Origin of the sequence: Streptomyces sp. P9-A2 (assembly GCF_036634175.1) — a bacterium.
In the GTDB taxonomy this organism is placed as follows: Bacteria; Actinomycetota; Actinomycetes; order Streptomycetales; family Streptomycetaceae; genus Streptomyces; species Streptomyces pratens.
On sequence record NZ_JAZIFX010000001.1, the window covers coordinates 7,288,911 to 7,303,696 of the forward strand.

Genomic DNA, 14,786 nt, shown 5'->3' on the forward strand with positions numbered 1-14,786 from the left:
TGGGAGGGCAGTGCCGGTGATTGTAGAAGGGGGCCGTTCCCGGCCCGTCGGGGCTTCCGTGCCGCCCGACCGGCTGATATAGCTAACGTACTGGTTCGTACATTAGTGAGCCGTTCTCTGGAGGCGCCGGTGCTCAAGGACTCGTATCTCGTCGGGCTGATCGGCTCCGGCATCGGCCCGTCGCTCAGCCCCGCCCTGCACGAGCGGGAGGCCGACCGGCAGGGCCTGCGCTGTCTGTACCGGCTCCTCGACCTGGACACGATCGGCGTACCGCCCGAGGGAGTGGGCGAGCTGCTGGACGCGGCCCGGCTGCTCGGCTTCGACGGGCTCAACATCACCCACCCGTGCAAGCGGCACGTCGTCGAGCACCTGGACGCGCTCGACCCGCAGGCCGAGGCGCTCGGCGCGGTCAACACCGTCGTCTTCGAGGACGGCCGGGCCATCGGCCACAACACGGACGTCACCGGCTTCGCCGCCTCCTTCGCCCGCGGCCTGCCCGACGTGCCGCTGGAGCGCGTGGTGCAGCTCGGCGCGGGCGGCGCCGGCGCCGCCGTCGCACACGCCGTCCTCACCCTCGGCGCCGGACGGGTCACCGTGGTCGACGCCCTGCCCGAACGGGCCGACGAACTCGCCGGCGCCCTGAACCGCGCCTTCGGCACCGACCGTGCCACCGCCGCACCCCTGGACCGGCTGCCCGAGCTCCTCACCGCCGCCGACGGCAGCGGCGGCCTGGTGCACGCGACCCCCACCGGCATGGCCGCCCACCCGGGCCTGCCCCTGTCCGCGGACCTGCTGCACCCCGGACTGTGGGTCGCCGAAGTCGTCTACCGGCCCCTCGAGACCGACCTGCTGCGCGCCGCCCACGCCGCCGGCTGCGCCACCCTCGACGGCGGCGGCATGGCAGCCTTCCAGGCCGCCGACGCGTTCCGCCTGTTCACCGGCCGGGAACCCGACCGCGCCCGCATGCTCGCCCACCTCACCGACCTCACCGGCCCGGTGCCCGCCCCCAAGTAGCACGCAGCTCACGCAGCTCACGCAGCTCACGCAGCTCACGCAGCTCACGCAGCTCACGCAGCTCACGCAGCTCACGCAGCTCACGCAGCTCACGCAGCTCACGCAGCTCACGCAGCTCACGCAGCTCACGCAGCTCACGCAGCTCACGCAGCTCACGCAGCTCACGCAGCTCACGCAGCTCACGCAGCTCACGCAGCTCACGCAGCTCACGCAGCTCACGCAGCTCACGCAGCTCACGCAGCTCACGCAGCTCACGCAGCTCACGCAGCTCACGCAGCTCACGCAGCTCACGCAGCTCCACGGAACGTCACGGAAGCAGAGGTACCGACGTGCGTACGTCCATCGCCACCGTCTCCCTCAGCGGCACCCTCACCGAGAAGCTCACGGCCGCCGCCCGCGCGGGCTTCGACGGCGTGGAGATCTTCGAGAACGATCTGCTCGCCGGCCCGCTCACCCCGCGGGAGATCCGCGCCCGCTGCGCCGACCTGGGACTCACCGTCGACCTCTATCAACCGATGCGGGACATCGAGGCGGTGCCCGCCGAGCTGTTCGCCCGCAATCTGCGGCGCGCCCGGCACAAGTTCGCCCTGATGCGCGAACTCGGCGCCGACACCGTGCTCGTCTGCTCCAGCGTCGACCCCGAGGCGGTCGACGACGATGCCCTCGCCGCCGCGCACCTGCGTGAACTCGCCCACCTCGCACAGGCCTTCGGCATCCGCGTCGCCTACGAGGCACTGGCCTGGGGGCGGCACGTCAGTACGTACGACCACGCCTGGCGCATCGTCGAGGCGGCAGGGCATCCGGCGCTCGGTACCTGTCTGGACAGCTTCCACATCCTCTCCCGGGGTTCCGACCCCAAGGGCATCGAGGACATCCCCGGCGAGAAGATCTTCTTCCTCCAGCTGGCCGACGCCCCGCTGCCCGCGATGGATGTGCTCCAGTGGAGCCGCCACCACCGCTGCTTCCCCGGACAGGGCGGCTTCGACGTCGCCGGTCTCGTCCGGCACGTTCTGCGCACCGGCTACGCGGGGCCCCTGTCCCTCGAGGTGTTCAACGACGTGTTCCGGCAGGCCGAGGCGGCCCCGACCGCCGTCGACGCCCGCCGCTCCCTGCTCGCGCTGCAGGAGGAGGTGGGGGCGGCGGAAGCGAAGCCGTCATCCGCCCCGCTCACGTCCGCTCCGGTCACGGTCATCCCCGTCCCCGTCGTCCCCACCGGCTTCGCCTTCGCCGAACTCGTCACGGCCGACGCCGAACCTCTCACCGGTCTCCTTGCCGCCCTGGGCTTCGCCCGTACCGCCCGCCACCGCAGCAAGCCCGTCGACCTCTGGCAGCAGGGCGAGGCGCGGATCCTCGTCAACACGGGAGCCGTCGTACGCCGTGACGGGGCCCAACTCGCCGCCGTGGGCCTGGAGTCACCCGACCCCGGCGGTGCCGCCGCCCGCGCGGAGGCCCTGCTGGCGCCCGTGCTGCCCCGCCGCCGTGCTCCCGAGGACGCCCCGCTGGACGCGGTCGCCGCCCCCGACGGCACCGAACTGTTCTTCTGCGCCGCCGGCCGCGACGCCCGCCACACCGGCTGGCGGGCCGACTTCGAAGACGTCGGACAGCCCTCGGCCGCTCCCGGCGTCCACCGCATCGACCATCTCGCGCTCACCCAGCCCTGGCACCACTTCGACGAGGCGGTCCTCTTCCACCGCAGCGTGCTCGGCCTGGACGCCGAGGACAGCGTCGACGTCGCCGATCCCTACGGCCTGCAGCGCAGCCGCGCGGTCAGCAACCCCGACGGCACCGTCCGGATCGCCCTCACCGTCGGCGCCGCACCCACCGACGACACCGTGCACGCCCAGCACATCGCGTTCGCCACCGACGACGTGGTCGCCGCCGCCCGCCGGTTCCGCGACGCCGGTGCCCCGCTGCTGCCGATCCCGGCGAACTACTACGACGACCTCGACGCCCGTTACGAGTTCGCCGACGGCGAGCTGGAGACGTACCGCGAACTCGGCATCCTCTACGATCGCGACGAGGCCGGGGGCAGCCTGCGGCACTGTTACACCCGCACCGTCGGGCGGGTGTTCTTCGAAATCCTCCAGCGTGACGGCGGTCACCGCGGCTACGGCGCCCGCAACGCGCCGGTACGACTCGCCGCCCAGCACGCCGTACGGACCTCGGGCGCCCTCGGCGGCGGCTGACGAGCCGGGAGCCGGCCCCGCCGGTCAAGCCGTCGCCGAGGGCCGGGTGTTCCACTCCGCGATCACCGGACTGCCGTGCTCCAGCGACAGCCGGCTCAGCGTGCCCGTCTCCAGCCGGAACAGCCGTCCGTCCGCGGGCGGCAGACCCAGCCGGCGTGCCGTCAGGACCCGCAGCAGATGGCCGTGGGCCACGAGCAGCACATCGCCCGCCCCGAGCGCCCCGGCGACCTTGGACAGCACCCGGTCGGCCCGCTCGCCGACCTGCCCGGGGGACTCGCCGGGAAACTCGGGACCGGGCGGCACCCCGTCGGTCCACAGGTTCCAGCCGGGCCGGGTGCGGTGGATGTCGGCGGTGGTGACGCCCTCGTAGTCGCCGTAGTCCCACTCCCGCAGGTCCGGTTCCGGCAACACGTCCGCGAGACCCGCCAGTTCGGCGGTGCGCCGGGCGCGGGCCAACGGGCTGGTGAGGACGAGGGCGAAGGAACGGCCTTCGAGCAGCGGGGCCAGCGCCCTGGCCTGCGCCTCGCCGTCCCGTGTCAGGGACAGGTCGCTGCGGCCGGTGTGCCGCCCGGACCTGCTCCACTCCGTCTCCCCGTGCCGGGCGAGCAGCAGATCGCCCACGGCCGCTACACCTCGTCCGGGCTTCCCGGGCTTCCCGGGGGTGCCGGGTCGGGCCGGTCCGCGGACGTGACCGCGTGCCCGCCGAACTGCTTGCGCAGCGCCGCGACCATCTTCATCTGCGGCGAGTCCTCCTGCCGGGAGGAGAACCGGGCGAACAGGGAGGCCGTGATCGCCGGAAGCGGCACCGCGTTGTCGATGGCCGCCTCCACGGTCCAGCGGCCCTCGCCCGAGTCGTCGGCGTAACCGCGCAGCTTCTCCAGATGGGCGTCATCGTCGAGGGCGCCGACCGCGAGGTCGAGCAGCCAGGAACGAATGACCGTGCCGTCCTGCCAGGAGCGGAAAACCTCGCGGACGTTGTCCACCGAGTCGACCTTCTCCAGCAGCTCCCAGCCCTCGGCATAGGCCTGCATCATCGCGTACTCGATGCCGTTGTGGACCATCTTCGCGAAGTGCCCGGCACCGACCCTGCCCGCGTGGACGTAGCCGTACGGGCCGTCCGGCTTGAGCGCGTCGAAGATCGGCTTCAGGCGCTCCACGTGCTCCGTCTCGCCACCGACCATGAGGGCGTAGCCGTTCTCCAGCCCCCACACACCGCCCGAGACACCCGCGTCGACGAAGCCGATGCCCCGGGCGCCCAGTTCCTTGGCGTGCTTCTCGTCGTCCGTCCAGCGGGAGTTGCCGCCGTCGACGACGGTGTCACCCGGCTTGAGCAGGCTCCCCAGCTGGTCGATGACGTGCTGGGTGACGGCACCGGCCGGGACCATCACCCAGACCGCGCGCGGCCCGTCGAGCCGGTCGACGAGGTCGGACAGATGGCCGACGTCGGAGAGGTCGGGATCGGTGTCGTAGCCGACGACGGTGTGCCCGGCGGCACGGATGCGCTCGCGCATGTTGCCGCCCATCTTTCCGAGACCAACAAGACCGATCTGCATGTCAGTTCACTTCCCGATGTCGTGGTGGAGTGGCCCACCGGGGCGGCGGGTCGGTACGGACGTGTCACGGTGGCCGGGTACAGGCGGGGCCCTCGGGTACGAGTGAGCCCTCGGGTACGAGCGGGCCCTCGCGTGCGGGGCGGGGCCTCGGCCGAGGCCGGGACCTCAGGCAGGGACGGTGGCCTCCTCCGCGGTCTCGCCGCGCAGGGCGACGGCGTACATCTCGTCCGCGTCGAGCCGCCGGAGCTCCTCGGCGATCAGCTCGGACAGGGGGCGGACCTTCAGGGCGAGCCGCCGCGACGGCTGCCCCGGAAGCGACAGCGTGGCCATCGGGCCCTCCGGACGGTCGATGACGATCTCGCCGTCCACCGTGCCCAGCCGTACCCCCGTGACCACCGGGCCGGCCGTCTCCACCCGTTCGACCGGAACGTTCAGCCGGGCCTTGAGCCAGCGCGCCAGCAGCTCCGCGCTGGGGTTGTCGGCCTCGCTCTCCACGGCCGCCGACGTCACCGTCAGCCGGGCCTGGTCCAGGGCGGCGGCCAGCATCGAACGCCACGGCGTCAGCCGGGTCCAGGCCAGGTCGGTGTCGCCGGGCGCGTAGGTGCGCTCCCGGGCCGACAGGACCTCCAAGGGGTTCTCGACCGTGTACAGGTCGGTGATCCTGCGCTGGGCCAGCGCGCCCAGCGGATCCTTCGAGGGGTGCTCGGGCGCGTTCACCGGCCACCACACGACCACCGGCGCGTCCGGCAGCAGCAGCGGCAGCACCACCGAGTCGGCGTGGTCGGACACCTCGCCGTAGGTGCGCAGGACGACGGTCTCGCCCGTACCGGTCTCCGAACCGACCCGTACCTCGGCGTTCAGCCGCGGACGGGTGCGCTCGCGCGGGGTGCGGGCGTGCCGCTTGATGACGACCAGCATGCGTGAGGGGTGCTCGTGCGAGGCCTCCTCGGCGGCCCTGATCGAGTCGTAGGCGTTCTCCTCGTCCGTGACGATCACCATCGTCAGGACCATGCCCACCGCGGGGGTGCCGATGGCACGGCGGCCCCGCACCAGAGCCTTGTTGACATCACTTGCCGTGGTGTCGGTCAGATCGATCTTCATGGCCTGCGCCAGCTCCGTCCGTCTCGTGCGAGCATCTCGTCGGCTTCCGCGGGTCCCCAGCTGCCCGAGACGTACCGGGCCGGTCTGCCGTGGGATGCCCAGTACTCCTCGACCGGGTCGAGGATCCTCCAGGACTCTTCCACTTCCTGATGCCGGGGGAACAGATTGGCGTCCCCGAGCAGGACGTCGAGGATGAGCCGCTCGTACGCCTCCGGGCTGGACTGGGTGAACGACTCGCCGTAGGCGAAGTCCATCGACACGTCCCGGATCTCCATCGAGGTGCCCGGCACCTTGGAGCCGAACCGCACCGTGACACCCTCGTCCGGCTGGACGCGGATCACGACGGCGTTCTGCCCGAGCTCCTCGGTGGCCGAGGAGTCGAAGGGGGAGTGCGGTGCCCGCTGGAACACCACCGCGATCTCGGTGACCCGGCGGCCCAGCCGCTTGCCGGTGCGCAGGTAGAAGGGGACGCCCGCCCAGCGGCGGTTGTCCACGCCCAGCTTGATCGCGGCATACGTGTCGGTGTGCGAGGAGGCGTCGATGCCGTCCTCCTCCGCGTAGCCCCGCACCCGCCTGCCGCCCTGCCAGGCGCCCTCGTACTGCCCGCGCACGGTGTGCCGGCCCAGGTCCTTCGGCAGCCGCACGGCCCGGAGCACCTTCAGCTTCTCGGTGAGCAGCGACGCCGCGTCGAAGGAGGCCGGCTGCTCCATGGCGGTGAGCGCCATGAGCTGGAGCAGATGGTTCTGGATGACGTCGCGGGCGGCGCCGATGCCGTCGTAGTAGCCGGCCCGGCCGCCGATGCCGATGTCCTCGGCCATGGTGATCTGCACGTGGTCGACGAAGGACCGGTTCCAGATCGGCTCGAACATCGTGTTCGCGAAACGCAGCGCCAGGATGTTCTGGACGGTCTCCTTGCCCAGGTAGTGGTCGATGCGGAAGACCTGGTCCGGGGCGAACACCTCGTGGACGATCGCGTTGAGCTCCTCGGCCGACTTCAGGTCGTGGCCGAACGGCTTCTCGATCACCGCGCGCCGCCAGGAACCGGCGGGTGCGTCGGCCAGCCCGTGCTTCTTCAGCTGCTGGACCACCTTCGGGAAGAACTTCGGCGGTACCGAGAGGTAGAACGCGAAATTGCAGCCTGTGCCCTGAGAGCTGTCCAACTCGTCCACAGCCGTACGCAGTTGCTCGAACGCCGTGTCGTCGTCGAAGTCACCCGGCACGAACCGCATGCCCTCGACGAGTTGTTGCCAGACCTCTTCGCGGAAGGGGGTGCGGGCGTGCTCCTCGACCGCCTCGTGCACCACCTCCGCGAAATCCTGGTCCTCCCATTCCCGGCGGGCGAAACCGACCAGCGAGAAGCCCGGCGGCAGCAGACCCCGGTTGGCGAGGTCGTACACCGCCGGCATCAGCTTCTTGCGCGACAGATCGCCGGTCACCCCGAAGATGACGAGCCCGGAGGGGCCGGCGATGCGCGGGAGACGACGGTCGCGCGGGTCACGCAGGGGATTGGACCATTCGGGGCCGGCCGGATCCCCGGACGTCTCCCTGTTCGGAGCCTCGGTCGTCTCCTCGGTCATTCCCGTCAGCTCCTTGTCGTCGAGGCGGTCGAGCGCCTGCCCCACCGTTCCCGCGGATTCCTGCCGGGCGTACCCGTACGTCGTGACGCCCTCGGTCCTCTTCTCCACCTACAGGGTGTCCCGGTACGCCCGAACCCTCACCTCCGTAACACGTTCATCTGTAAAAGTATGACGTATTCACGGGAAGGCGGCCCTGCGACGGGGAAGGCGGCTCCGCGACGCGGGAGTCCCGGGAAAACGTCGGGCCGCGGACACGGTTGAAGGGGCCCCACGCGTACGTGGAGCCCCTCGGCCGGTCAGAAGGCCGGTGGGTCAGGGGAGCGGCCGGTCACGTGGGCCGGCCGGTGGTCAGCGGCCGAACGTGAACCAGTTGACGTTCACGAAGTCCTGCGGCTGGCCACTCGTGAAGGTCAGATACACGTCGTGCGTGCCCGTCACGGACGTGATGTTCGTCGGGACGGTCCGCCACGACTGCCAGCCGCCCGTGTTGCCCACCGAGAAACTCCCGATGGGGGCGCTGCCGCGGCTGTCCAGACGCACCTCGACCAGACCGCTGACCCCGGCGGGCGCCCCGCTCGCCACCCGGGCCGAGAACTGCCTGGCCGCGGACGAACCGAAGTTGACGCCCTTGAACTGCAGCCAGTCGCCGTTGGCCAGCGCGCCCACGTTCTGGCCGCCGCCGGAGTCGGAGGTGGTCTCCGTGATCGTGCCGGACTGCCCGTCGAACGACTCGGCCTGGATGGTGCCGTACGCGTCGCGGTTGCCGGTCGGCGGGGGCGTGGTGCCACCGCCGCCGGAGGTCAGCACCTGGACGTAGTCGACGAGCATCGAGTGGCCGGGCTGCGTACCGGCGTCCGGGCCGCCGCCGAAGGCGTCGGGGAAGCCGCCGCCCATCGCCACGTTGAGAATGACGAAGAAGCCGTGGTCGGTGGCGTTCGCCCAGGTCGTCGCGTCGACCTGGTTCTCCCGCACGGTGTGGAAGTTGTTTCCGTCGAGGGAGAAGCGGATCTCCTCCACGCTCTTCGAACGGTCCCACTCCAGCCGGTAGGTGTGGAAGCCGGCCTGACAGGTCGTGCCCTGGCAGGTGGTCGAACTCCCGATACCGCTGTTCTCGTTGCACGGCCCGCCGGGCGCGGTGCCGCAGTGCATCGTGGCGAAGACGGTGTTGTTGCCCTGCGTGTTCTCCATGATGTCCAGCTCGCCGACAGCAGGCCAGTTCCAGTAGTTGCCCCGGTACGGCGCGCCCAGCATCCAGAACGCCGGCCAGTATCCCTTGGCGGCGGCACCGGTCACGTTCGGCACCTGGATGCGGCTCTCGACGCGCAGGGTGCCGCCGGCCGGCGGCTGGAAGTCGGAACGGCTGGTCTCGACGCGGCCGGAGGTCCAGTTCCCGGAGGCGTCCCGGCGCGGGGTGATACGGAGATTGCCGTTGCCGTCGAGGGAGACGTTCTCCGGGTTCGACGTCATCGTCTCGATCTCACCGGTACCCCAGTTGGCGGGGCCGCCCGGGTATCCCTTGCCGGTCGCGTACTGCCAGTTGGAGGTGTTGACGCCGCTGCCCGCGGCGCCGTTGAAGTCGTCGACGAAGACCTGGTTCCAGCCCGACGGGGGAGTCGGGGCGGAGGCGCTCGCGGACGGCAGGGCGATGGTGGAGGCCGCGAGCGCGAGCCCGAGGGTGCCGACGGCGGCCAGCAGCGCCCGCCGCAGCGGGCGGGATCTGCGCGGAGGGCGGGGGCCGCGGGAGGTGCCGGAGGTGTCACTCATGTGGGGGTGCCTCTCGGAGACGGATGTGGATGTGGATGGTGACGGGTCGGCCGATCCGGGTACGGAACCGCGTTCGGTACCCGGATCGGATCCAGGTGCGGATCCAGGTGCGAGGGAGTGCCCGAAAGCCCTGCTCATCGATTCTGAGAGCGCTCTCAAGGTGTCGCCAATGTGCTCCGCGACCCCGTGGCCGTCAAGAGGTGTAACCGAGAAAGTCCTTGCGTGCGAGGAGAGTTCACCTCATGAATTGACGCGAATGGGTGCAACAGCGCCACGCCCGGCCGGGCGCGTGGCCGCCGCTCGGTCCAGGGCCCGCCCGGCGGGCCAAGTCGGAGGTGACCGACGGTATCTGTCCGGCCGGGGCGAGCGGGGGCCGGTGCGTGCAGCCGCAAGGCGGAGGAGGGCGTCGATCCGATGGTGGAGAAGCCGAGGGTTCGGGGGAGTCGGCGACCGATGACAACACCGCCGGGGGTTCCCCTGCTCGAAGAGCTCGGGAAGGACGTGCCGGTGCCCCCGTGTCTCCGGCATGATCCGCCGCTCGGTCCCGGACCTTCGCCGGCACCCGCGGGCGGCGGGGCCGCACCGGTGAGAGGGCTGCCCAGAGCCCGGACGAGTGCCCCGCTGCCGGCCGGAGGCATCATGATCGAGGGCAGTGATGTGGCGGACGATCGGATCGGCGGGCGTCGACGCCGCCGTGGCGGGAAGGGTGCGGACGTGAAACTGACGATTCTGGGCGGCGGGGGATTCCGGGTCCCGCTGGTGTACGGCGCGCTCCTCGGGGACCGCGCCGAGGGACGGGTGACACAGGTCGTTCTCCATGATATTGACGACCGTCGACTGTATGCAGTCGCCCGTGTACTGGCTGAACAGGCCACGGGTGTGTCCGACGCTCCCGAGGTGAGCACCACCGCCGACCTGGACGAAGCCCTGCGGGGCGCCGACTTCGTCTTCTCCGCGATCCGCGTCGGCGGTCTCGAGGGCCGGGCGAACGACGAGCGGGTCGCGCTCGCCGAGGGTGTCCTCGGGCAGGAGACGGTCGGTGCGGGCGGCATCGCCTACGGGCTGCGTACCGTCCCCGTCGCCGTGGACATCGCCCGGAGGGTGGCCCGGCTCGCCCCCGACGCCTGGGTCATCAACTTCACCAACCCGGCGGGCCTGGTCACCGAGGCCATGTCCCGTCACCTCGGCGACCGGGTCATCGGCATCTGCGACTCGCCGGTCGGCCTCGGCCGCCGCATCGCCAGGGTCCTCGGCGCGGACCCGCGGGAGGCGTGGATCGACTACGTCGGCCTCAACCACCTCGGCTGGGTGCGCGGCCTGTATATCAAGGGCCGTGACGAACTCCCGCGCCTGCTCGCCGACCTGCCCCTGCTCGGCTCCTTCGAGGAGGGCAGGCTCTTCGGCGCCGACTGGCTGCAGTCCCTGGGCGCCGTCCCCAACGAGTACCTGCACTACTACTACTTCAACCGGGAGACCGTACGCGCCTACCAGCAGGCCGAGAAGACCCGCGGCGCCTTCCTCCACGACCAGCAGGCCCGCTTCTACACGCAGGTGGGCGACCCGGGCACCCCCGCTCTCGCCACCTGGGACCGCACCCGTGCCGAACGCGAGGCCACCTATATGGCCGAGAACCGCGAGACCGCCGGCGCCGGCGACCGCGACGAGGACGACCTGTCCGGCGGCTACGAGAAAGTGGCCCTCGCCCTGATGCGGGCCGTCGCCCGTGACGAACGCACCACCCTGATCCTCAACGTCCGTAACCGCAGCACCCTTTCGGCGCTGGACGGGGAGGCGGTCATCGAGGTCCCCTGTCTGGTCGACGCCCAGGGGGCGCACCCCGTCTCCGTCGATCCGCTGCCGGACCACGCCACCGGCCTGGTCTGCGCGGTCAAGGCGGTCGAGCGCGAGGTGCTCCGTGCCGCCGAGTCCGGCTCCCGCACCCATGCGGTCAAGGCGTTCGCGCTGCACCCGCTCGTCGACTCCGTGAACGTGGCCCGCCGCCTCGTCGACGGCTACACCGCCGTCCACCCCGGCCTCGCCTACCTCAAGTAGCTCAGCGGGACGAGTACTTCAGCGAGTACTCGGAAGGAGAGAACCCCGGAAGGAGAGAACTCCAGGAGGAGAGCACTTCATGGTGCCGACCCTGCGGCCGGCGGCCGGCGGTGCGGCGGTGTGCATCGGGTCGGCCGGTCGCCCCCCGTGACAGCGGCCGACCGACCCGAGCCCCCCGTTCCCCCGTGCTCCCCCCCCCGTGCTTCCCCTCGTGTTCCCCCGCCCCCTCCGGAAGGCTTCCCCGTCCCCCGGAAGGAGGTTCCCCCGTCACCCTCCACCGTTAAGAGCGCGGTACCCGCCGCCTGATACACCCTGCGGAGGAATTTCCCGAAAAAAAATCCGGTCCCGGCACAGAGCGCGCGCCGGGACCGGTCGGTGGGCAAGGAGTGCGTACCGCGGGCAAGGAGTGCGTACGGCATCCGGGTTCTAGCGGTGGTGCGTTCCCCAGGCGGCGGGGCCCCCGGCCACGGCGTCCGCGGCGGCGGCGCGTACCTGGCCGGAGTCGGCCGCGGCCCGCGGTACGGCGGGCACGGCCGGGGCCGGTACACCGGCCGGCGCGGGCACCGGGATGTCCGCGGGCACGTCCGTGCGCTGCTGCGGCACCGACATGGGGCGCAGTGGGCGCGGTCCCGACACCACCGAGTAGTCCTGGCCCAGGAACGGCGGGGACATCTCACCCGGATCGTCACCGAGCGCCAGCCGCACGGCGGCCCACGGCGCGTTCACCCCGCACAACGACAGCTGGTGCAGCCCGCCGGCCGGGCGGGTGTTGACGTCCATCAGCACGGGCCGTTCGCCGAACATCCGGAACTGGATGTTGGACAGATGATGCAGCCCGAAACCCTCCGCGATCCGCCGGGCCGGCTCCAGCCAGCGCTCGTGCACGGTGAACCCCCGGCGACGGCCGTTCTTGGTGCGGCCGACGGCCAGCCGGACCCGGTTGTCCGGCCCGGTGAGACAGTCCACCGACACCTCCGGCTGCTCCAGCACCGGCATCACCAGCCAGTCCACCGGCTCCTCGGCCTGCCGCACCGCTTCCAGCACCAGATCCAGCGGCACGTAGGGGCTGGGGAAGCCGTTCAGCTGCGTGAGCGAGAAGGGGGCACGGGTGATCACCCGGAAGCCCACACCGCCCGCGCCGGACGCGGGTTTGAAGCAGGCCCGATGACCCCGGGCCTCCAGCTCGTCCACCGCGTGGACCAGCTCGTCCGCCGACCGCGCCCGCCACCACGGCGGCACGGGCACCCCGATCGCCTGCACGGCCTCGTAGGCGATCACCTTGTCGTGGAAGACGGCCACCGCCTCGGGCGGCGGAGCCAGCAGTGCCGTACCGGCCGCCTCGAACTCCGCGCGGTGCGCGACGATCGCTCCCTGGTGCAGCCGGGGCACGAACACGTCGATGCCGCGCCGCGCGCACTGGGCGAGCGCGTACTCGACGTACGCCGCCGGGGACAGGCCCTCGGGCTCCAGCTCGGCGGTGTCGGCGGCGGCCAGTACGGGGGAGTCCGGGTCGCCATGGGTGGCATGGATCTCGACAGCCCGGTCGCTGGGATTCTTCCTCACCTGGTCCATGAAGAACACGTTCTCCGCGTACGTGCGGTTGAGCCATACGCGTACGCAAGAGGCCATGCAGGCCGCCTTTCACAGTTCGCGGGCAGGCTTCGGCGGCCCGTGCCCGGGCAAAGAGATATGGAGGATCGCCGGACTGCCCTGCGAGAGGGCTTCACTGCGGCGGTGTTGCGGCCGATCATACGGCTTCGACACGCGCTCCCGGACCACGGGCGTGTTACGGATCCGCGCTCCTGTCCTCCTGTGACCATACTCCTCGTGCATGCTGTTCTTACGGGTTGATCGTTCAGGATCAGGGGGCGACGGATGACGTCAAGGGCAGGCGGCGGACAGCTGTGGGCCGTCAGCGACCTTCACATCGGCTACGACGAGAACCGTGCCCTGGTGGAACGGATGCACCCCGAGTCGGACGACGACTGGCTCCTCGTGGCGGGAGACGTCGCGGAGACCGTGGACGACATCCGCTGGGCGCTCGAGACCCTCGCGGGCCGGTTCCGGAAGGTCGTCTGGGTGCCCGGCAACCACGAGCTGTGGACCCACCCGAAGGACGCCGTCACCCTGCGCGGCGTCGCCCGCTACGACCACCTCGTCGAACAGTGCCGCGACCTCGGCGTGATCACCCCCGAGGACCCCTACCCCCTCTGGGAGGGCCCCGGCGGTCCTGTGGTCGTGGCCCCGCTCTTCCTCCTGTACGACTACTCCTTCCTGCCGGCCGGGTGCGCCACCAAGGACGAAGGGCTGGAGTACGCGCACGGCACCGGCGTCGTCTGCGCCGACGAACACCTGCTGCACCCCGACCCGTATCCGAGCCGGGAGGCCTGGTGCCGGGCCCGGGTCGAGGAGACCGAACGGCGGCTCGCCGAACTGCCCGACGACCTGCCCGTCGTGCTCGTCAACCACTACCCGCTGCACCGGCATCCCACGGCCGTCCTGTGGTACCCCGAGTTCGCCATGTGGTGCGGCACCGTACTCACCGACGACTGGCACCGCAGGTTCAACGTCCACACGATGGTCTACGGCCATCTCCACATCCCGCGGAGCACTCGGCGGGACGGCGTCCGTTTCGAGGAGGTGTCCGTGGGCTATCCCCGCGAGTGGCGGAAACGGCCGACACCGCCGGGGCGGCTGCGCCGCATCGTGCCGGGGGAGGCACCCGGGACGGAGTCCGGTACCGAGTCCGGGACCGGTACCGAGTCCGGCTCCGTGGTGGGGGAGGGCGGTGGCCGGTGATCGGGGAGTTGCTGCCCGGGACGGTCGTCGTCGTGGAGGCCTACGGCGACGAGGGAACCGACGCTCCGCTGTACCCCGAGGAAGCGGACGTCGTGGCGCGGGCCGTCGACAAGCGCCGCCGGGAGTTCACCGCGGTGCGCTCCTGCGCCCGCCGGGCCATGAAGAAGCTCGGCGTACCGCCGCGGCCCGTCCTGCCGGGTGAACGCGGTGCACCCGGCTGGCCGGACGGGCTGGCCGGCAGCATGACCCACTGCGCGGGTTACTGCGCCGCCGCCCTGGTCCGTACGGGTGACCTGGCCTCCATCGGCATCGACGCGGAGATACGGGGGCCGCTGCCCGAGGGGGTGCTGTCGTCCGTGGCGCTGCCCGAAGAGGCGGAGCGCATCGGCCGGCTGGCCCTGGAGCGGCCCGGGGTGCCCTGGGACCGGCTGCTGTTCAGCGCCAAGGAGGCCGTGTACAAGGCGTGGTTCCCGCTGACCGGGAAGTGGCTGGACTTCATGGAGGCCGACATCGAGCTGTTCGCCGACCCCGGCGACGGCAGCGACCCCGGTGGGTCCGACCTCGGCGGCTCCGCCTTCAGGGGCTTCGGTGCTTCGGTGCGCGGTGGGTTCCGGGCGGTGCTCCTGGTCCCCGGCCCCCGGGTGGGTGACCGCCGTCTCGACCACTTCGACGGCCGCTGGACCGCCGAAGGCGGTCTGGTCGCGACCGCGGTCGCCGTACCGCACGGCTGACCGGACCCG

The 14,786-nt window shown here is 71.5% G+C and carries 12 protein-coding genes; 5 read left to right on the forward strand and 7 right to left on the reverse strand.

Features of this window, described 5'->3' with window-relative positions; all coding sequences use genetic code 11:
* Positions 1-129: 129 nt before the first annotated feature.
* Positions 130-1,014 carry a shikimate dehydrogenase gene (locus V4Y04_RS32905; RefSeq protein ID WP_332433084.1) on the forward strand — a complete coding sequence of 295 codons (885 nt, stop codon included), beginning with the start codon at positions 130-132 and terminating at the stop codon, positions 1,012-1,014.
* Here the strand turns inward: V4Y04_RS32905 and V4Y04_RS32910 are convergent.
* Positions 986-1,315: a hypothetical protein gene (locus V4Y04_RS32910; protein WP_332431984.1), complete on the reverse strand. Its 330-nt coding sequence runs from the start codon at positions 1,313-1,315 to the stop codon at positions 986-988. The genes V4Y04_RS32905 and V4Y04_RS32910 overlap by 29 nt on opposite strands.
* 28 nt (positions 1,316-1,343) lie before the next feature.
* On the opposite strand from V4Y04_RS32910, the gene V4Y04_RS32915 reads away from it, so the two are divergent.
* Positions 1,344-3,200: a bifunctional sugar phosphate isomerase/epimerase/4-hydroxyphenylpyruvate dioxygenase family protein gene (locus V4Y04_RS32915; RefSeq protein WP_332431985.1), complete on the forward strand. Its 1,857-nt coding sequence runs from the start codon at positions 1,344-1,346 to the stop codon at positions 3,198-3,200.
* Positions 3,201-3,224: 24 nt separating this feature from the next.
* Here V4Y04_RS32915 and V4Y04_RS32920 read toward each other — a convergent pair whose 3' ends face one another.
* The 5 genes from V4Y04_RS32920 to V4Y04_RS32940 all read right to left on the reverse strand — a co-directional run bounded on the left by V4Y04_RS32920 (position 3,225) and on the right by V4Y04_RS32940 (position 9,195).
* Positions 3,225-3,821, reverse strand: a complete 597-nt coding sequence (locus V4Y04_RS32920; protein WP_332431986.1) for a histidine phosphatase family protein — start codon at positions 3,819-3,821, stop codon at positions 3,225-3,227.
* Between the two features lie 5 nt (positions 3,822-3,826).
* A complete protein-coding gene (gene gnd, locus V4Y04_RS32925) occupies positions 3,827-4,753 on the reverse strand; it encodes a phosphogluconate dehydrogenase (NAD(+)-dependent, decarboxylating) (RefSeq protein ID WP_332431987.1) in 927 nt (308 codons plus the stop codon).
* Positions 4,754-4,918: 165 nt separating this feature from the next.
* The gene (opcA, locus tag V4Y04_RS32930; protein WP_332431988.1) at positions 4,919-5,854 is read right to left on the reverse strand and encodes a glucose-6-phosphate dehydrogenase assembly protein OpcA; all 936 of its coding nucleotides are present in this window, start codon (positions 5,852-5,854) and stop codon (positions 4,919-4,921) included.
* Positions 5,851-7,431, reverse strand: a complete 1,581-nt coding sequence (gene zwf / locus V4Y04_RS32935) for a glucose-6-phosphate dehydrogenase (protein ID WP_332433085.1) — start codon at positions 7,429-7,431, stop codon at positions 5,851-5,853. The genes opcA and zwf overlap by 4 nt, the downstream gene beginning before the upstream one ends.
* A gap of 348 nt (positions 7,432-7,779) precedes the next feature.
* A complete protein-coding gene (locus V4Y04_RS32940) occupies positions 7,780-9,195 on the reverse strand; it encodes a glycoside hydrolase family 16 protein (RefSeq protein ID WP_332431989.1) in 1,416 nt (471 codons plus the stop codon).
* A 714-nt stretch (positions 9,196-9,909) separates the two neighbouring features.
* Here V4Y04_RS32940 and V4Y04_RS32945 point away from each other — a divergent pair.
* On the forward strand, positions 9,910-11,247 hold the full coding sequence (locus V4Y04_RS32945) for a 6-phospho-beta-glucosidase (protein WP_332431990.1): 1,338 nt from the start codon (positions 9,910-9,912) through the stop codon (positions 11,245-11,247).
* Between the two features lie 426 nt (positions 11,248-11,673).
* Here the strand turns inward: V4Y04_RS32945 and V4Y04_RS32950 are convergent, their stop codons facing one another.
* Positions 11,674-12,876: an ATP-grasp domain-containing protein gene (locus V4Y04_RS32950; protein ID WP_332431991.1), complete on the reverse strand. Its 1,203-nt coding sequence runs from the start codon at positions 12,874-12,876 to the stop codon at positions 11,674-11,676.
* Between the two features lie 246 nt (positions 12,877-13,122).
* Here V4Y04_RS32950 and V4Y04_RS32955 point away from each other — a divergent pair, with 246 nt between their 5' ends.
* Positions 13,123-14,046, forward strand: a complete 924-nt coding sequence (locus tag V4Y04_RS32955; protein ID WP_332431992.1) for a metallophosphoesterase family protein — start codon at positions 13,123-13,125, stop codon at positions 14,044-14,046.
* The gene (locus tag V4Y04_RS32960; RefSeq protein ID WP_332431993.1) at positions 14,043-14,777 is read left to right on the forward strand and encodes a 4'-phosphopantetheinyl transferase family protein; all 735 of its coding nucleotides are present in this window, start codon (positions 14,043-14,045) and stop codon (positions 14,775-14,777) included. Before V4Y04_RS32955 ends, V4Y04_RS32960 begins: the two co-directional genes overlap by 4 nt.
* Positions 14,778-14,786 lie beyond the last annotated feature (9 nt).